The organism is Xanthobacter variabilis (genome assembly GCF_043831965.2).
Classification (GTDB): Bacteria; Pseudomonadota; Alphaproteobacteria; order Rhizobiales; family Xanthobacteraceae; genus Xanthobacter.
The window spans coordinates 1,704,952-1,724,038 of record NZ_CM195533.1 but is presented as its reverse complement, the minus strand read 5'-3'; the positions used below and the strand labels follow the sequence as shown (position 1 = coordinate 1,724,038).

General features: G+C 69.4%; 9 protein-coding genes and 1 tRNA gene. 3 read left to right on the top strand and 7 right to left on the bottom strand.

Annotated features, from left to right (window positions below):
- Nucleotides 1-12: 12 nt before the first annotated feature.
- From V5F26_RS07530 to V5F26_RS07515, 4 genes are all read right to left on the bottom strand, one after another.
- The gene (locus V5F26_RS07530) at nt 13-147 is read right to left on the bottom strand and encodes a hypothetical protein (protein WP_394947054.1); all 135 of its coding nucleotides are present in this window, start codon (nt 145-147) and stop codon (nt 13-15) included.
- Nucleotides 148-346: 199 nt separating this feature from the next.
- Nucleotides 347-1,831: a CoA transferase gene (locus tag V5F26_RS07525; protein WP_394947053.1), complete on the bottom strand. Its 1,485-nt coding sequence runs from the start codon at nt 1,829-1,831 to the stop codon at nt 347-349.
- A 100-nt stretch (nt 1,832-1,931) separates the two neighbouring features.
- Nucleotides 1,932-3,434, bottom strand: coding sequence for a sodium:solute symporter family transporter (locus tag V5F26_RS07520; protein WP_394055052.1), 1,503 nt, complete (start codon nt 3,432-3,434; stop codon nt 1,932-1,934).
- Entirely contained in the window at nt 3,431-3,733 is a 303-nt protein-coding gene (locus tag V5F26_RS07515) for a DUF485 domain-containing protein (protein ID WP_234051561.1), read from the bottom strand. Before V5F26_RS07515 ends, V5F26_RS07520 begins: the two co-directional genes overlap by 4 nt.
- A 225-nt stretch (nt 3,734-3,958) precedes the next feature.
- Between V5F26_RS07515 and V5F26_RS07510 the strand changes: the two genes are divergently transcribed.
- The gene (locus tag V5F26_RS07510) at nt 3,959-4,870 is read left to right on the top strand and encodes a LysR family transcriptional regulator (RefSeq protein ID WP_394947052.1); all 912 of its coding nucleotides are present in this window, start codon (nt 3,959-3,961) and stop codon (nt 4,868-4,870) included.
- 3 nt (nt 4,871-4,873) lie between these two features.
- Here V5F26_RS07510 and V5F26_RS07505 read toward each other — a convergent pair whose 3' ends face one another.
- From V5F26_RS07505 to V5F26_RS07495, 3 genes are all read right to left on the bottom strand, one after another.
- Nucleotides 4,874-5,047, bottom strand: coding sequence for a hypothetical protein (locus tag V5F26_RS07505; protein ID WP_394947051.1), 174 nt, complete (start codon nt 5,045-5,047; stop codon nt 4,874-4,876).
- Between the two features lie 160 nt (nt 5,048-5,207).
- Nucleotides 5,208-15,476, bottom strand: coding sequence for an autotransporter outer membrane beta-barrel domain-containing protein (locus tag V5F26_RS07500; RefSeq protein WP_394947050.1), 10,269 nt, complete (start codon nt 15,474-15,476; stop codon nt 5,208-5,210).
- A 1,054-nt stretch (nt 15,477-16,530) separates the two neighbouring features.
- Nucleotides 16,531-16,605: transfer RNA gene (locus V5F26_RS07495), tRNA-Gly, on the bottom strand.
- Nucleotides 16,606-16,857: 252 nt separating this feature from the next.
- On the opposite strand from V5F26_RS07495, the gene V5F26_RS07490 reads away from it, so the two are divergent.
- Together V5F26_RS07490 and V5F26_RS07485 are read left to right on the top strand one after the other, a co-directional pair.
- Nucleotides 16,858-17,754, top strand: coding sequence for a TIGR01459 family HAD-type hydrolase (locus V5F26_RS07490; protein WP_394947049.1), 897 nt, complete (start codon nt 16,858-16,860; stop codon nt 17,752-17,754).
- A 183-nt stretch (nt 17,755-17,937) separates the two neighbouring features.
- Nucleotides 17,938-18,891 (top strand): bifunctional riboflavin kinase/FAD synthetase, encoded by a 954-nt coding sequence (locus V5F26_RS07485; protein WP_394055061.1) that lies wholly within the window; start codon nt 17,938-17,940, stop codon nt 18,889-18,891.
- Nucleotides 18,892-19,087: the final 196 nt, after the last annotated feature.

The following is a 19,087-nucleotide window of genomic DNA, read 5'->3' as shown; positions in this document are numbered from 1 at the left end:
CCGAACGACATTTCAGAGGCGCGGTTTGCCGCGGGCTCGTTCCCGCTCCCGCTTGCGGTTAAGGGAGGGCAGGACCGCCTGGGCCAGAACCACCTGGGCCAGAACCACCTGGGCCAGAACCACCTGGGCCAGAACCGCCTGCACCACGACGGCCTCAGTGGCACAGAGGCTGGAGATTCAGGACTTTTGAGATTTTCGCGGCGTTGCCCTTCGCCGCGCCGCCGGGGCCACCTTCCCAACCTTTTGCCCCAGCCCTCCCCCGCAAGCGGGAGAGGGAGCCGCGCCATGAGGAACACGGTGGTGATGTGAGATAAGCCGCGCCACACGCACGGAAGGTCGACAGGCCTTAGCGCATGGCCTGTGCGGTCCTGAGGATGGGCCCGTCGCAGTGCGGCCATTCGGGACGATCACTGCCGAGGCGGGGCGTCGGGCGGGGCCAGCCGCATGGTGTTTCCGACATCCGCAGCACCGGGCCGAGCGTCTTCAGATCACCATAGCTGGTGCCGTCGACGCGCACCGAAAGGGCTTCGAACTCTTGCGGCGACAGGTGGCCGGAGGCGTCGGCGAAGTCGGCCACCAGCCCTTCGCGCTGGAGCAGCATGGCCGACTGGCACAAGGACACCTGCACCCGGTAGCTGCCCCCTTCGCGGGCGCGGCGGGCAAGGGCCAGCATGGCCCCGTAGGCGCCGAGGAAGCCGGTGATGAAATCGCACATGAAGACCGGCGTCAGCTCCGGCCGCCCGGCCCCGCTCAGCTCGCCCTGGGTGTGGCAGATCCCCGTGACGGCCTGCGCCACCTGGTCCCATCCGGCCCGATCGGCAAACGGACCACCGGAGCCAAAGCAGTTCACCGAGACATGGATCAGCCCCGGCCGCAGCGCCATGAGCTGTTCGAAGCCGAAGCCATGGGCGGCCAGGCGGCCGGGCCGATAACCGTCAATGAACACGTCGGCGGTGCGCGCGAGCTCGCGCAGGCGGGCCGCCTCCTCGGGTCGGGTGAAATTCAGGAAGGCGCTGCGCTTGCCATGGCTGGTGTCGCGCACGAAGGCGGGCACCTGCGGCAGTTCCGGCGCCGTCACCATGAGCACCTCGGCGCCATGCTCCACCAGGCTGAGCCCGGCGGTCGGGCCGGCGAGGATACGGGTGAGGTCGAGCACGCGCAGCCCCGCCAAGGGCGCATCGCCGCCCGCCGGCAGCGGTTCCGGTGCGCTGTCGGCCACCTTGGTGATTTCGACCACGGGCCGCGCGGCGAGATAGGCGCCGTGGGGATGGGACAGCCATTCCTCGGGAGTGCGCACCTTGCCGCCGCAGGCGCCGGCGGCGGCAAGGGCCTCCTCCAGCTGATCGGCGCCCCACCGCCCCACCGCCGTGGCCACATCCTGCACCGTGCTGTTGCAGGCGAGCACGTGCAGCACCCGGCGTTCGAGATGGGGCAGATTGGTGTGCGGCAGGAGCCAGCCGCCATCGGCCGTGGCCCAGGGCTGGGTGAGCGCCACCATGTGCTTCATGGCGGCGGAAGCCGGAATGGAGCGGTATTGGCCGTCCTCGCCCTTCAGCAGGGTTTCCTCGCCACCGGAAAGGGAGGTGGCCGCCGCGGCGCGGGCGTCCACGGCAATGGCCTGGCGGCGTCCGGTGCGCAGCTCCCAGAGGTCATTGGCCGCGACCCCACGGGCGGCGAGCACCGCCGCTGTCACCTCGCCGATGCGGAACGGCGTGGCGTAGAACGGATCGCGGCCGGTGAGGGTCACCTCGTTGGCGGACAAAGCGGGGCCGGAGCGGATCTCCATCAGCTCGCGGAACGTGTTGAGGGCTTGCGGATTGATCTTGGTCATTGGGTCCTGATTGCCTTTTCGAGGACGGGCGCGACCAGATGGGCCGCGCCCGCCAGATGTGCGGAAGGAGCACCCCGGGCCGGTTGCCCGGCCGCGCGGATTAGGCGGCGTCCGGCAGCGCGCGGGCGCCCCGCCGTTCCGCCACCGAGACCAGCCAGCAGGTGAAGAAGGCCAGCGGCATTGAGATTAGGGTGGGCGGATCCAGGCTCACCACCGGCGCGGCGAAGCCGAACACCTTCACCCACATGGAGGGACCCAGAATGGTGAGCCCGACGGCCGCCAGCAGCCCGATGCTGCCGCCGGCGATGGCGCCGCGCGTCGTCAGTCCGCGCCAATAGATGGACAGCACCAGCACGGGGAAGGTGGACGAGCAGGCGATGGCGAAGGCCAGCGAGATCATGTAGGCAACGTTCTGCCCCTGGAAGGCGATGCCGAGCGCGATGGCCAAGAGGCCGAGCGCGACCGTGGCCATGCGCGAGATCTTCAGCTCCCGCGCCTCGTCCACGCGACCCTTCAGGACCACCCGGGCGTAGAGGTCGTGGCTCACGGCGGAGGCCCCGGCCAGCGTCAGCCCCGCCACCACCGCCAGGATGGTGGCGAAGGCGACCGCCGAAACCAGCCCCAGCATCACGTCGCCGCCCAGGATGCGGGCGAGGTGAATGGCCACCATGTTGACACCACCGATAACCTTGCCATCCGCGCCGACGGCGGAGGCATCACCAGACAGGATCACGATGGCGCCAAGGCCGAAAATCGCGGTGGCGGCGTAGAAGGTGCTGATGAAGGCCGTTCCCCACACCACCGAATTGCGGGCGGCGCGGGCATCGGGGACGGTGAAGAAGCGCATCAGGATATGCGGCAGCCCGGCCGTGCCGAACATGAGCGCGAGCGCCAGGGACAGGGCCGAGAAAGGCGACCGGGAAGCGGCCTCCGGTGCCAGTACGCCGGCGCCCCGCGCATGGGCCGAGGCAGCCCCCTTGAGCAGGGCCGACAGGTCGAAGCCGAACCGCTGCAGCACCAGCACCGCGATCAGCGCGCCACCGGCCAGCATGAGGCAGGCCTTCACGATCTGCACCCAGGTGGTCGCCATCATGCCGCCGAACATGACGTAGCAGATCATCAATGCGCCCACGAGCGTCACCGCCACCTTGAAGTCGATGCCGAACAGCAGCTCGATGAGGGCACCGGCGCCGACGATCTGGGCGATCAGGTAGAAGGCGATCACCACCAGCGAGGCCACCGCGCCGAAGATGCGCATGGGCGTTTCGTCGAGATTGAGGCTCACCACGTCCGAGAAGGTGAACTTGCCCAGCTGCCGCAGTCGCTCCGCCAGCAGGAACACCACGATGGGCATGCCCGTGGAATAGCCGATGGCATAGATGTAGCCGTCAAAACCCCTGGCGAAGATCAGCCCCGTAAGGCCGAGAAAGGCGCCGGCGGAGAGCGCGTCGCCGGCAAGGGCAAGGCCATTTTGCAGGCTCGTGACATTGCCGCCCGCGGCATAGAAATCGTTGGTGCCCTTGGTGTTGCGCGCCGCCCACCAGGTGATGGCGAGCGACAGCGCCACGATGGCGAGAAAGCACCCGATGGCGAGCATATTCATCGCGCCGCCCCTTCCGCCGAGAGCAGGGAGCGCCGGGCGAACGCGGCGTCTTCCCGCCGGTTTGCGGCCACCGCATAGCCCACGGTCAGCACGAAGCCGAGGCCGATCACCCCAAGCCCGAGGGCGAACGCCCAGTTGAAGGACCCGCCGGGCAGGACCGGCGCGGCCAGCAGCTCCGGCGCGAAGGCACACAGCGCGGTGAAGGCGAGATAGAAGCCGCTGAGAATGGCGGTGGCGGAAAGGCCGAGCGCTGCGCTCCCCCCGGGGGACGCGTGCTGTGGGGTGGTCTGGAAGGTCATGTTTTTGTTCCCGTCTTTGGAAGGCCGACGCGCGCGCCGCAGCCGTCCTCCGAAGCGGAAGGCATGCGCGTCACGGAATGCGGCGCCGCGGTTGGGAACGGGTCCGGCCGCCGACTGCCTCATTTATGATCAGATTTTCCCCTGATCATTTTCGAGGCTAGCAACGGCTTTGACATTCGGAAAATGCTTTGATTTGATCTTAGTCATCTGAAAATGAGATGCCTGATGCAGAGCGCCGACCTCGAATTTTTCCTCGCCGTGAGCCGTGAAGCGTCCATCGGCGGGGCGGCGACGCGGCTGAACACCGCCCAGTCCAACGTCACCAGCCGCATCAAGAAGCTGGAGGCCGACCTCGGCGTCATCCTGTTCGAGCGGCATTCGCGGGGCGTGAAGCTCACCTCGGCGGGCGAGCGGCTTCTGCCCTTCGCAGCGGAGGTGGGACGCCTGCTGCGCGAGGCGCGCCTGTCCGTGACCGCGTCCGACCGGCCGCGCGGGCCGCTGCTGATCGGCGCCATGGAAACCACCATGGCGCTCCGCCTCAGCGACCGCCTGGTGAGCTTCTCCGGCCTTTATCCGGATGTGGACCTGACCCTGCGCACCGGCACCACCGCCGAGCTGACGGAGCTGGTGCTGCAACAGGAGCTGGAGGGCGCCTATGTCTGCGGGCCGGTGGCTCACCCCCGCCTTGTCGCCCGCCGGGCGTTTGAGGAAGAGCTCACCGTGGTGGCGGGACCGGATGTGCGCACGCTCGATCTCTTCGCGGATCGCGGACAGGCGAACATCTTCGTTTTCCGTCGCGGCTGCTCCTATCGCCAGCGCCTGGAGCAGCTCCTGGCGCGCCGGAACATCGCCGTGGCGCGCACCCTCGAATATGGCAGCCTCGACGCCATCCTGGCCTGCGTCTCCGCCGGCATGGGGCTGACGCTGCTGCCGGTCGACCTCGCCGCCGCCCAGGCGCGCAGGCACGCCGTCTCCCTCCTGCCCCTGCCAGAGGACGAGGCAAAGGTGGAAACGCTCTTCATCCGGCGGGCACAGGTCTACGTCTCGCCCGCGCTCACAGCCTTTCTGGATGTGGCGAAGCTATCGGCCGGCGGCGCGCCGGAAGCGGGCAACGGCGCCGCAGCCTCTTCGCTCTGAGGTTCAAGCCCCCTGCGCGGCGCAACCTTGGCGGTCATGCATCGATGGATCAGCAGCCGCGAAACCGAACAGCTCGACCACGCCCCAGCAATCTTCAACCACCGGCATGTCACACCGTCGCGGCACGACGAGCAGATGTTCCGCAAGGTGCAGATAACCGCCGGGGAGATGATCCACCCTTTTGCTTTTACACGCGTCCCGCGCCGGCTCCGCTTCGCTGGGCACACCCCGGGGAGCGCCCCGCCCGGTTGCCGCGCGACGAAAGGGCAGATCGATGCCACCTTGTATCGCCCTCGCCCACCCGCGGCCGGGGGGCTGAACGGCGCATCCGTCGCTTCTACCAGCGGATGCGCAATGCGCCGCTGGCGCCGGCACTGTTGTAGCCCTGCGCCAATTGGGCATCGAAGGCGGCGGTGAACGACAGGCCCGCGCCGGCGGCAAGCTCGATGCCCGCGTGAATGTCCGCAGCGTCGCTCACCGTGGGCAGAGCGTTGCTGGCGAAGGAAAAGCCCGGCAGCTCGGAGAAGCTGCGCGGCACATCCCGATCCGGACTGAAGTCATGCATCCACGACAACCGCAGGAAGGGGGTCAGGGTGCGCCCGTCATCCAGCGTCCAGCGGGCATCGAGCTGCGTGCCCAGATAGAGCGGCAGCGCGGTGATGGAGGTGGCGTCATAGCTCAGCCCGGGTCCCCGGGTCGCGAACAGCTCGGCGGCCGAACCCTGCCACAGCTGCATGGGCTGGAACGCCGCAAACGGCGTGACCTTGGCCGCGCTGCCGGGAATGGCGAAGGCAGAGCCCACCTCCAGCCGCCCGCCCAGAATGGTGCCGTCAAAACCGGAATCCGTGGATAGAGCGAGGCCCAGGCCGTTCAGGTTTCGGCCCATGGAGGTGTGGCCATATCCCAATGCGGCGGTGGCAGAGACATAGGCCGGCCCGGCCACATAGGCACCGTAGAGGCTGAGATTGCCGTAGTTCGTGCTGGTGCTGGCGCCGTCATCGGACGCGTCCAGGCTGGTGAAGGAATAGTTCAGCGCGCCGCCAAGCAGCAGCGGTGCATCCGGCAGCTCCCCGTCGAGCCCCATGGTGGCCCCCACCGTGCTGCCGGAAATGCCGCCGCCCCAGGTGGCCGTGCCCATGGGCGCGAACCAGAAGCCCCGGCCGAACGCCGCCGCGCCCTCGCCCTGCTGTGCGATGGGGGCGACCCCGACGCCACTTCCGGTGCGCCAGCGATCGATTTCCCCGGTCACGGCGAAAAGGCTGGCTGCCGTGGCGTTCATCATCGCCATGGGCACCAGCGAGGCCGCATTGCCGGCGACGATGTCATAGGCGCCGCTCAGGCTCGCCGCGTCGGGCACATCGAGCAAAGCGGGGACGATGCTCTCGAACAAGGGCGAGGACCCTCGGTTCTGAATGGCGCCGATCAGCGCGCCCGTGAGCTGGCCGCGTTCGGAGAGGCCGGCGGGGGTGAAATCGACGGCGGCGCCCAAAGCAAGGTCGCCGCCGGCCGGCTGGAGGCTGTAGCTCAAGATGGCCGTGTTGCCCGCCACCGAGAGCGCGTCAAGGTCGATCCCGCCTTGGGCGGAGAAGAAGGCGGCGGAGAAACGGCCCGGCCGCGCATGGGCCGGGTCCATCAGCGCGCCGCGCACGGTGCCGGACAATTGGGCCGAGCCGGTCACCACATAGCTGTCCGCCTGGATGGCATCCTGATCCATGCGCACCACCAGCGTGCCGCCGGCCTTCTGCTGGAAGTCGCCATTGATGAGGGTGGTGCCGACGCTCGCCAGACCACGGGCCAGGGTGCCGGCATTCACCAGCAGGCCGGTTCCGCCCAGATCCAGCGCGCTGCCGGCCAGGATGGTGCCGGAGGCGAGGTTCGTCACCAGGTTCGCGGCCCCTGCGGCCAGGGCAAGGTCGCCGATCAGCACGCCGCCATTGGAGATCTCGGCAAAGCCCGTGTTGGTGCGGATGGCCAGCCCACCGGCGCCGTCCACGGTGCCGAGCGCGCCGAGATTGGTGATGTAGGTCTCAAGGCCGTCGCTGGTGATGGCGGTGCCGCCGGCCCCCCCCACGACCGAGGCGCCCGACGCGATGGTGATGATCGGATCGCCATTGCCCTGGGCCAGGATGCCGCTGGCGCCAGAGCCGGTGACGGTCACCGAGCCGCCCGTATTGACGTTCACCGTCACCTTGCCCGAGCTGGAGGTGGAACCGTTCACCAGCTCCATGGTGGTGCCGTTCATCACCAGCCCGCCGCCATTGCTGGCCGATTGGGCAATGACACCCGTCGCGCCCTTGCCGGTGGTGGCGACGGCCGCGTTGATGTTCACCGTCACCGCGCCACCGGCGCCGCTGCCGGACGGCGTGTTGCTGGTCAGTGTCTCGTTGTCGGCCAAGGCTGCGCCGCCCCCGCCGCCGATGGATTGGGCGAGCACGCCCACCGCATTGGTGCCGGAAGTCAGAATGGCTCCGCCCACGGTGACATCGACCGTGCCGCCGTCGCCGGAAGTGCTGCCGCCGTTGAAGACCACGCTGTTGGACGCCACGCCGATGCCGCCACCGCCGCCGATGCTCTGCGCGATGATGCCGAGCGCGGTGGAGCCGGCCGTGGCTATGGTCCCTGCGGTGGAAACGGTGACGCTGCCGCCATCGCCTCCGCCACTGCCGCCCAGGGTCAAGGTCTGCGCTTTGGCGAGGACCATGCCGCCACCGCCGCCGATGGATTGAGCGACAATGCCGTGAGCGTATTCGCTGGTGGTGGTGGTGTTCCAGCCGTTGATCATGGAGGCGCTCACTGCGCCGCCATTACCGCCGGCGCTGCCGCCGAGGGTGACGGTGCCGGAACTGCTGCTGCTGGAGACATCATCCATGACACGAGCCGCGACACCGCCGCCGCCCGCGATGGATTGAGCAACGATGGCCACGGCCCACTTGCTGGCGGTGCTGACATTGTTGCCCGTCAGCAGGCTCACCGTGCCAGCGTCGGCGCTGCCGGAGCCCGTCGCGCCCAGAGTGATCGAGCCATCGGTCGTGACGACGGTGGAGCCATCGCCGCTGACGAGGACGCCAGCCAGGCCGCCGCCACCGGAGATGGACTGCGCCACCACACCCAGGGAGGCAAGGCCCAAGGCGGTGACGGAGCCGTAATTGTCGAGCGTCACATTGCCCGCGGTGCCGCCGAGGCCGCTGGAGCCGCCGAGGGAAAGGGTGATGCTGCTGGTGGCGGCGCTGCCGGTGATTTCGGCCGATCCCGAGGCCAGTCCGCCGCCCCCGGCGATGGACTGCGCCAGCACCGCCGGGGCCAGCGCGCCCGAGGTGGATGTGGACATCCAGTTCTGAACGCTCACCACGCCACCGGCGCCGCCGCCACTGCCACTGCCCCCGAGGGCGATGCCGGCCGCATAGCTGGCGGAGCCGCTATCGGACGAGGCGGAGGCCATCACGTCGCTGCTGCCGCCGGCCCCGCCACCGCCGCCGATGGATTGCACCAGGAGGCCGATGGCGCCCGTGCCGGCGGTGAAGACCTGGGCCGAGTCGGTGGAGACATCCACCTGCCCGCCATCGCCGCCCGAACTCCCTGCCCCGCCAAGGGCGAAGGTGGCGGTGACATCGCCAGATCCAGTCGCGCTGCCATTGGAACTGCCGCCGATGCCGCCACCGCCGCCCACCGACTGGGCCACGAGGCCATGGGCGAATGCGCCGGCGCTGGAAAGCTGGATGACGCTGTAATAATTGTCGTAGGTCAGCGAGACCGCTCCGCCGTCGCCCGCCGCGCCTCCGGTGCCGCCCAGAGCGAGCGAGGTGGTCACATCCCCGCCGCCACCCGCGCCCGAGGTCGACGAGCCGCCGAGGCCGCCGCCGCCACCCACCGACTGGGCGATGATGCCCGCCGCGTTCGCGCCGGTGGTGGTGATGGCCGCCCAGCCGCTGGCGGAGACCGAGCCGCCGTCATTGCCGGTGCCGCCCGATCCCCCGAGGCCCAGGCCGGCAGCGATGTTGCCGCTCGAGGCGCTGGAGGTGGAGGAGCCCCCCGCGCCGCCACCGCCGCCGATGGACTGGGCGAGGATCGCCGTGGCGCCCGCGCCGGACGTCACGAGCGCCGCCGTGGCCGACACGCTGACGCTCCCGCCCGTCTGCCCGCTGCCGCCGGAGCCGCCGAAGGCCAGGGCGATGTTGGCGTCGCCGCCAGCCGCCGTGGTCGAGTTGGCGGCCCCCGCAAGGCCACCGCCGCCGCCCACGGACTGGGCGAGAATGCCATACGCCTGGAGACCGGAGGTGGTGATCGCCGCCTCGCTGTCCACGCTCACGCCGCCGCCGGTGCCCCCCGTTCCGCCCGTGCCCCCGAGCCCGAAGGAGAGGGCGTAAGTACCGCTATTGGCATTGGTGGTGACCGCGCCGCCGGTGCCGCCACCCCCGCCCACGGACTGGGCGAGAATGCCGGTGGCGTGCATGCCCTGGGTGAGGATGCTGGTAGCGGAGGTCACGGAGACGTCTCCACCCGATCCGCCCGCGCCCCCGGAGCCGCCAAGCCCCATGGCCAGCGCTACGCCGCTCGATGCGGAAGACGAAGTGCCGGAGGAGGAGGCCGATGCGCTGGCATCACCCGATCCGCTGCCCGCCGTGGCCGCGCCGGTGAAGGCTCCACCTGATCCGCCGCCGCCGCCGATGGACTGGGCGAAGACGCCATAGGAGGCGTCTCCCAGGGTGGTGATACCGAGCGGTACGCCGGAATAGCTGTCGGGCGTGTTGAGGGTGACGGTCACAGTGCCGCCGTCGCCGCCTCCCGCGCCGCTGCCGCCCAGGCCCAGCGCAAGGGAGGCCGTGCCGCCGGACCCCGACGTGCTGGAGGAGGCGCCGCCCGATCCGCCGCCACCGCCCACCGATTGGGCGAAGACCGCGCTCGAATTGTCGCCCGCCGTGTAGAGCGTGCCCTGGCTGGTGACGCTCACGCCGCCACCGGCGCCCGCGCCCGATCCCGAGCCGCCGATGGAGAGGGACAGGCTGCTTTCGCTGGCGGAGGAATTGACGGTGCTGGACCCACCATTGCCGCCGCCGCCCCCCACCGATTGCGCGAAAATGGCCGGCGAATTGGCGCTCGAGAGGCTGGTGGTGGTGCCCGTGAGGTCGACGCCCGTGACGATGATGTCAGCGTTGGTCACGCTCACCGCGCCGCCGGCCCCTCCGGTGCCGCCGCTGCCGCCGAGGCCCATGGCGAGGGAATAGCCGCCGTCCGATCCGGCCTGGCTGCCGCCTTTGTCCCCCTGCTGGCCGGCGGCCGAGGAGGTCTCGTCGCCGCTGGCGGAGCCGGAGAGGCTGCCGGTGGAACTGGAGGCGGAGTTGGAAGATCCGCTCGACGGGGTGACGCTGGAGCTGGCGAAGCTGGAGCCGCCATTGCCGCCGCCGCCGCCCACCGACTGCGCGAAGATGCCCGCCGCGTTCGCGCCCAGCGTATTGACATAGGCGACCCCGGAGCTGCCCACGGTGACGTCCACCGTGCCGCCATCGCCGCCGCTTCCGCCCGTGCCGCCGAGACTCATGGCGATCGCGGCCTGTCCACCGCTGCTCGCGGTGCTGGAAGACGACCCGCCATTGCCGCCGCCACCGCCCACCGATTGGGCGAAGATGCCCGCGGACCCCATGCCGGTGGTCGCGAAATAGCCGGTAACGTCGACGCTGACCGTGCCGCCGGAGCCGCCATTGCCGGCCCCTCCGCCCAGGCTGAAGGAGGCGGCGTAGGAATCGCCATTGGCGTTGCTGGCAGCCGAGCCGCCATTGCCGCCGCCGCCGCCGATGGACTGGGCCAGGATGGCGGAGGACTGGTCCCCGAAGGTGTAAATGGAAGAGATGGAGGAGATGGTCACCGTGGCGCCGTCGCCACCGGCCCCGCCGAAGCCCCCCAATGTAACCGACGCGGCAATGCCCGAGACCGCGCCGTCATCGCTGCTTTCCGGTGCGCTGCTGGAGCTGCCCGACACCGCCGAGCTCACATTGCTGGCGGCCTGCCCGGCTCCGGCTCCCGCCACGGAGGTCACGCCCCCCTGGAGCTCCTGGCCCTCGCCCGCATCGCTGGTGCTGGAAGCCGCGCCGCCATTGCCGCCGCCGCCGCCGATGGACTGGGCCAGGATGCCATAGGAAAGGAGGCCATAGGTGGCGAGGACGCCGCCGCTGCTCACGCTCACCGCGCCACCGGCCCCGCCGCCATCGCCGAAGCCGCCGATAGCGATGCCGGCCGCATAATCATTGCTGGAGGCGCTCGCCTGCGACCAGCCGCCATTGCCGCCACCCCCGCCGATGGATTGGGCGATGATCGCGCTCGAATGGGCGCCGGTTGTGGTGATCTGGCCGGACGTGACGCTTTCATTGGACGCGACGCTGACGGTGCCGCCGGTCCCGCCCTCCGCGCCGCCGCCGCCGATGGCCACCGCCACCGAGGCGGTGCTGGCGACGGCGTTTGCGTCGGCCGAGCCGCCATTGCCGCCCGAACCGCCGATGGATTGGGCGATGATGCCCGCCGACTGGTCGTTCACGATGCCCGAATAGCCGGTGAGGATGGAGCCGGCCTGCACCACCTGAACCCCCGCGCCATTGCCGCCCGAAGCGCCGCTGCCGCCGATGGCGACGCTCGCCGCCATGCCATCGGTCTCATCCGGCGTGCCGGACAGGCTGAACACGCGGCTCGATCCGCCATTGCCGCCGGCCCCGCCGATGGACTGGGCCAGGATGGCGGGAGCAAGGTAGCCATCGGTATTGATGTCGGTGGCATAAACGCTCACCGCGCCCGCCGTCTGGCCCGAGCCGCCGCTGCCGCCCGTGGCCGCCGCGCCGCCCACCGACACCTTGGCATCGCCGCCGCCCGTGGAGCCGCTGCCGCCGATGGCCAAGCCGCCATTGCCGCCATTGCCGCCGATGGATTGGGCGAGAATTCCGATGGATTGGTCTGCGCCGGTGGTGACAGCCGCATTTGACGTCACCGTCACCGTGCCGGAGCCGCCGCCGGAGCCGCCATTGCCCGCGAGGCTGACATCCGCCGCAAACACGATGGAGCCCGCCGCCGCGGCGCTGAAGCCGCCATTGCCGCCCGACCCTCCGATGGATTGGGCGATGATGCCGGGCGAGAGCAGGCCGCTCGTGGTGATGGGTGAGCTGCTGTCCTGAGTGACGGTGACGCTACCCGCGGTCCCTCCGCTGCCGCCCTCACCACCGAGAGCGACAGCTGCCGATGCGCCGCCGGCCAGTGCGCCGCCCACGTCCCAGCCACCCGATCCGCCCGATCCGCCGACGGACTGCGCCAGAATGCCGGCGGACTGGGTGCCCGTGGTGGAGACCGCCCCGCCGGTCTGCGTCACCGTTACGGTGCTGGCCGTGCCACCGCTAGCCCCGCCGCCGCCGATGGCGACATTGGCCGCGACCCCGGCTCCCAGCCCGACGCCCACAGCAAGCCCGCCCGCGCCGCCCGCCCCGCCGAGGGACTGGGCGATGAGACCACTCGACATGGGGCCAGAGACTGTCACACTGGCATCATCATAGAGGGTGACCGCGCCGGCCGCGCCGCCCGTCCCTCCGCCGCCGCCCATTTCCACACTCGCGTCATACGCTCCCGACAAGGAGCCCCCGACGACGAAGCCGCCCGCACCACCACCGCCGCCGATGGACTGCGCCAGGATGCCCGGCGTATTGCCATAGACGGACACATCAGTCGCCACGTAGTTGGTTGTGGTGACGGTGGAATAAGTGGTGACCGCCACCGTCATCGGTTCATAGATCGGCTCTTCCTCCAGGTAACATCCGGATGAGTTGCAGACCTCAATGGTATGCGACCCCACCCAAACCTCCTCGGTTTCATAGGTGGTGGTGGCGACTTGCGACGTCGTGGTCTCGGTTACCGTGCTTGGCGCGCTGATGGAATTGTAATTGTAGACGGTCACCGCGCCGGCGGAAGCGCCCGTGCCGCCGCTGCCGCCGATGGAGAAATCCACCGTCCCCTCCAGACTCGCGTCGCCACTGGCTGCAAAGCCGCCCGCGCCACCACCGCCGCCGATGGACTGCGCCAGGACCACCGGGGCGCCGCCGCCATAAGTGGCCAGCGCTCCCCAATTGTAGATGGTGACGCTGCCACCGTCATATCCGCTGCCGCCACTGCCGCCGATGGACGCCGCGGCCGTCGCCGACAGGGCCACGTCCCCATCGATGCTGTAGCCGCCCACGCCGCCACCGCCGCCGATGGACTGGGCCACCAGCGCGCTCGCCCCGAAGCCCGTTGTGGTGATGGCGCCGGTGCCCAGGCCCGAGCCAAACAGATTGCTTTCATTGTAGAGAATGACGGTGTTCGCGGACCCGCCGGCGCCGCCCGATCCGCCGATGGAGAGGCCGACGCCAATCGCAACGCTGCCGCCCCCCGAAATGCTCGATCCGCCCGAACCGCCACCCCCGCCGATGGACTGGGCCAGGATGCCGTGGGCCCGGACCCCACTCGTGGTGATGACGCCGCCGGGATTTTCCGCGATGACCACATTGCCGTCACCGCTCGCGCCGCCCGATCCGCCGATGCTGGTGGTGATCGAAACGGCGTACGCCACATCGCCCGAGAAGCTGGCGCCGCCCGAGCCGCCGCCGCCGCCGATGGACTGGGCGAGAAGCCCGATGGAATCATCACCCAGGGTGGTGATGTTGGTGCCGTTGGTGCCGCCGTAGATGATGCCGCCCGCGCCGCCGGAGCCGCCCGAGCCGCCAAACGACAGGGCCACCGCCCCGCCCGCGCTGCCCGACAGGGACGCCGCATAGCCGCCCTCACCACCGCCACCGCCAATGGACTGGGCGATGATGCCGGGAGAGACCGCCCCGCCGGTGGAGATGGTGACGCCGGACAGGAGCGAGCTTTGGAAATAGGCCGACGAGGTCCCCGCGCAGGTGCCCGCATTGCCGGAGGTCGCCAGCAGGCCGGACACGCTGGTGCAGTTCACAGCGATCGCCCCGCCGTCGCCGCCGTTTCCACCCGAGCCGCCATGGCTGATGGCCACCGCCGCGACCGCCGACAGCGCCAGCGAGACCGCGCCGCCGGCCGCGCCGCCACCGCCGCCGATGGACTGGGCGAGAATGCCGGCGGAATTCACTTCCAGCGTGGAAATCGAAGCCGAGTTGGAGACGAAGACGGAATCCGCATCGCCGCCATTGCCACCCGCCCCGCCCACCGCGATCGAGCTGCCCACGACGGAGCTCGCAATGCCGAAGCCGCCGGTACCGCCGCCGCCGGCGATGGACTGGGCCTGGATGCCGAAGGCGCTGCCGGCGCTGCTGGAGGGCGGGGTGCTGGTGCTGCAGGCATTGCCGGTGCAGATCACGCCGCTATTGATCACCCCCACCGTGCCGGCATCGCCGCCGCCGCCGCCATCGCCGCCCGTATCCGTGCCGCCGAGCAGGACGCCCGTGACGCCGTCACTGAAGGCGAGCCCACCCGTTCCGCCGGCCCCGCCGATGGATTGGGCGGCGATGCCGATGGACGATGCATTGGTGAGGTTGATGAACCCGGAATTGGTCACCGAGACGGCGCTGCCGCTTCCGCCCGGGCCGCCCGTGCCGCCCAAGGCGTTCAGGCCATAGGAAATGCCAGCATCGCCGCCGCCGCCACCCGCGGATTGGGCCTCGATGCCGCGCGAGCCCGCGCCATTGGAGGTGAGCGCGCCGGAATTGGTGACCGTGACCGTGCCCGCGCTGGCGCCATAGCCGCCGGAGCCGCTGCTGCCGCCGCCGCCGAAGATCCAATAGCCGCTGCCGCCGCTGCCCGCATTGGCGCCATAGCCGCCGACACTCTCGGCATAGATGACGATGGCATCCTGGGCGGTGATGGCGGCGGTGTTGTCGAGAATGGCCGCGCCGCCCACGCCGCCCCAGCCGCCATTGCCGCCCTTGCCGCTGCCATCGCCATCGCCGCCGGCGCCCCCATTCCCGCCCGCGCTTAGGACGGCGATGCCCACCGCTCCGGTTTGGGTGGTGGTGATGGACACGGAATTGGTCAGCTGCGCCGTGCCGCCGTCGCCACCCGTGCCGCCCGAACCGCCCCAGCCGTTCATGGACTCCGTATTACCGCCATTGCCGGCCTGGCCGCCGTGGCTGTAGACGATGATGCCGCTGCCGGAGAAGGCGTTGCCCGAGCCACCTTTGGTGGTGATCGTCACGGTGCCGCCCGGCTCGCCACCGGCGCCATTGCCGCCATTGACCTCGCCGGAATTGCCGCCGGTGCAATTGCTGTGGCCACCGGTGCCGCCGGACCCGCCGGTGCTGCCGATCAGGGCAAATGTACCGTCATAGCTGCCGCCGGCGGAGAGATCGTTCGTATAGGTTTCCGTGATGTTCGGGCCCGCCGAGCCCGAATGCCCGCCGCCGACATTTGCGTAGAGGCCGTTGCTGTCCGGACAATTATATCCCGCACTCCCGCCCGAGCCCTGTGCCTCGTCCTTGGGAATGTAGTAGTTCGGGCCGACCGTGACGTTGCTGGTCTGGGCGTAGGCGGACAGGCCGCTCGACGCCAGGGCGAGAGGCACGACACTCGCCAGAACCGCGAGCCCGTTGAGCCCATCCGCGGCAGTGTTCGACAAGCTCTTGCGCGACATGACCGCCCCACGCCTTTTGCCACGCAAAATGCCGCAGGCACGACTTGCCAGCCCAACAATACGCAGCCCCTCGATTTTAGAAGCTAGGCCGGAACAGCGCGGCGGGGCGATGCCGATTTTTAACCCGATGCCCCAGCGTCCAGACGCAACGAAACATGCGCGAAAACGAGCACCGCGGGCACCACTGGAAATTAAATGTCAGTATACTTTATATTTACGGACTATATGCGTAATTTTATGATGAAATTATATTATTTAGTCGGGACACTAACTGGCCTTCCGAAATGTATATGGAGGCCACGCCTTGCTCGCAGAGCGGCCAGGGGACGCATGGGCAGGCAATTCTCCGCCCGGACCCGCGGGCATGTATTTCATGACTTTCGCATGGAGCCTTCCGCCACCGACGAAGCCCGCAAAGAGATCCCCACCTGGGGCAAGGCGCGGCGGGGCCGCCCCGTGAAGGTTGGTCAAGAATGATGTAGCCACGCCCTCGCATGGCTTTACGCGCGGTCGCATCGGTGTGCGGAGCTGGCATGCCGGTAGCCAGCAACGTTACCGGCACACGTTTTGTCGCAAGGGATGCTCCGAGCCTCGGCCAGCCCGCCCAAATCGGCAACCACTGGCGAGATCCGCCATGAAAGGCAGCGCCAAGGATCGTTCCAGGAAGGCCTTCAAGCGGGCCCCTCTCCATCACCGGCCAGGCCTTTCCCGATGGCAGGAACGGGGCGGCGCGCTGATGCCCGGCGCGGCAGTCCAGTTCGAAACGACCGCGCGCCAAAGCGACGTGATCGGCGAACGGGAACCCCTCACGGTGGGAGGCGCCGATATCGGCATCTGCGAAGCGGACGCTGATCTCGCCGCGGTCCACCCCACGACAGGCCACACCGAAGCTTCGACAACGGCGCGCTATCGACATGAAACCATCGGGAAGAGCCGCAAGGCTGCGGCATTCGCAAGGAGAAGCGGAGCAAGTCCGTCAACGCACGCGAGAAACGCGACACCCGCCGTTCCGCTCGACGGCAATCCGACAAGCCATTGTCACAGCTCGCGAAATTGGAGCGGGCGATGGGAATCGAACCCACGACATACAGCTTGGGAAGCTGTCGTTCTACCACTGAACTACGCCCGCATCGAAGCGCACCATAGACAAGGCTCCCGCCTCTCAGCAAGTGCCAAGCCGCATTTGCCCACACGCTTCGTGGACCCACGCCAATGGTGGCGCCATCGCGCTCCGTCCGCGCTTCCGTCCGTAGCCGCGCAGCCGCATCCTGTCCCCGGCGCAGCCCGCATTGCTTGCGGGGCGGGCGCGTCCCTCGCCCTTGGCTCTTGTGATCGGGCGCCACCCGTGGCACCTGTGCGCCGCACAAAAGGAGACGTTGGCATGGCTGAAGGCATCCCGGCGGCGAACCCGGTCGGCGCGCCCCCCCTTATTGCCGGGCTTTCCACATTCGCCGGAGAGTACGACATCATTCTCTGCGACGTGTGGGGCGTCGTGCATAATGGCGTGCATGCCTTTCCCGCAGCCTGCGCGGCGCTCGGCCGCGCGCGGGCGGGTGGCGCCAGCGTGATCCTGGTTTCCAATGCGCCGCGGCCCAACAGCGCCATCGTCACCATGCTGGACGGCTTCGGCGTGCCGCGCACCAGCTATGACGGCATCATCACCTCCGGCGATGTCACCCGCGCCCTGCTGTCGGCGCGCGGCAAGGCCAGCGTGTTCCATCTGGGCCCCGAGCGGGACCTCAGCACCTATGACGGGCTCGACGTGGTGCTGAGCCAGCTGGAGAGCGCCGATGTGGTGGTCTGCACCGGCCTGTTCGACGACAATGTGGAAACGCCGGACGATTACGCCGGCATGCTCAGCGAGATGAAGGCGCGCGATCTGCCCTTTATCTGCGCCAATCCCGATCTGGTGGTGGAGCGCGGCGACCGGCTGGTCTATTGCGCCGGCGCCATCGCCAAGGCCTATGAGGATCTTGGCGGCGAAACCGTCTATTGCGGCAAGCCCTATCTGCCCATCTACGAAACCGCCCTTGCCTTGGCGGAGAAGCTGCGCAAGGGGCCGGTGGACAAGGCCCGCGTGCTGGGCATCGGCGATGCGCTGCGCACCGATATCGCGGGCGCCAACGGGGCCGGCTTCGACAGCCTCTTCATCGCCGGCGGCATCCATGCGGCGGAGCTGAAGGCCGTGGATGGCGCGGTGCCGGACACCGCCTCGCTCGCCGCCTTGTTCGAAGGCCATGCCCACCCGCGCGGGGTGATGCCACGCCTTGCCTGGTGAGGCCGCGCAAGCGCCGGCCGGCGCAGGCTTCCCTTGACGGGCCTGCCCGCCTGTGCCTAGAGCCTGCGGTCGTCAGGGGCGCCATGGTCCGAAAGGCTGTGTGGCCGGAGACGCCGCAGGGCCGCTAAAACAGTGTTCCGCCCACATCGGGTTCCCACGCCGCCGAGGGTTCGCACGCCGCCGATGCCTGTTTCCCCCTCTCACGCCTTCCTCGTCCTGCGGGGGCCGGATCGGCTCCCGGACAGCCTGTCGCACCCGGTGCTCGCCATCGGCAATTTCGATGGGGTCCACAGGGGCCATCGCGCCGTGTTCGAGACCGCGCTGGCCATGGCGCAGGCCAAGGGCGTGGCGGCGCTCGCGCTCACCTTCGAGCCGCATCCGCGCAGCTTCTTCAGCCCGCAGACCGCGCCCTTCCGCCTGACGCCGGAAGCGAGCAAACTGCGGCAGATCGAGGCGACGGGCCTTGCCGGCGCCATCGTGCTGCCGTTCGACCACGCCCTTGCCACCATGGAGCCGGAAGCCTTCGTGCGCGACATCCTGGTGGGGCGTTACGGGGTCAGCGGCATTTCGGTGGGGTTTGATTTCCATTTCGGCCGGGCGCGCGCCGGCTCTCCCGCCTTTCTCGAAGGCGCGGGGCGGCGGCACGGCTTCGACGTGACGGTGGTGGACCCCATGCGCGACGAGGACGACCCCATTTCCTCCACCGCCATCCGCAAGGCGCTGGCCGCCGGCCAGGTGGGCCATGCCGCCCACATGCTGGGCCGCCCCTTCTCGGTGAATGCCGAGGTGCGCCATGGCGACAAGCGCGGACGGACCATCGGCTTTCCCACCGCGAATCTGGCGCTGCCCGGCAATATCGAGCTCGCCTTCGGCATCTATGCGGTGCGGATCACCACCTCCGACGGGCAGCGTCATGACGGGGTGGCCAATTTCGGCCGCCGCCCCACCTTCGACAATGGCGCCCCCCTGCTGGAGGTGCACATCTTCGACTTTACCGGCGATCTCTACGGCCAGCGCATCGAAGTGGAGTTCCACGCCTATCTGCGGCCGGAGCTGAAATTCGACGGCATCGACGCCCTGGTGGCCCAGATCGTCGAGGACGCCCGCCGCGCCCGTGAGGTGCTGGCCAAGGTCTAGGCGGATCGACGTCCAGCGCGCGTGGCGCGGCTGATGTCCCACGACCGTGCTCCTCATGGCGCAGCCCCTTCTCCCGGTTGCGGCGGGAGGGCTGGGGTGGGCAAGACGCTGGAAAGATGGCCCCGGCGGCGCGGCGAAGGGCAACGCCTCGAAAATCTCAGAAGTCTTGAATCTCCGGTCTCGGCGCCCCTAAGGC

Bases quoted from the DNA above. Each gene is read 5' to 3' on its own strand.
- V5F26_RS07525 (WP_394947053.1), bottom strand. From the start codon at position 1,831: ATGACCAAGATCAATCCGCAAGCCCTCAACACGTTCCGCGAGCTGATG.
- V5F26_RS07520 (WP_394055052.1), bottom strand. From the start codon at position 3,434: ATGAATATGCTCGCCATCGGGTGCTTTCTCGCCATCGTGGCGCTGTCG.
- V5F26_RS07515 (WP_234051561.1), bottom strand. From the start codon at position 3,733: ATGACCTTCCAGACCACCCCACAGCACGCGTCCCCCGGGGGGAGCGCA.
- V5F26_RS07510 (WP_394947052.1), top strand. From the start codon at position 3,959: ATGCAGAGCGCCGACCTCGAATTTTTCCTCGCCGTGAGCCGTGAAGCG.
- V5F26_RS07500 (WP_394947050.1), bottom strand. From the start codon at position 15,476: ATGTCGCGCAAGAGCTTGTCGAACACTGCCGCGGATGGGCTCAACGGG.
- V5F26_RS07490 (WP_394947049.1), top strand. From the start codon at position 16,858: ATGGCTGAAGGCATCCCGGCGGCGAACCCGGTCGGCGCGCCCCCCCTT.
- V5F26_RS07485 (WP_394055061.1), top strand. From the start codon at position 17,938: ATGCCTGTTTCCCCCTCTCACGCCTTCCTCGTCCTGCGGGGGCCGGAT.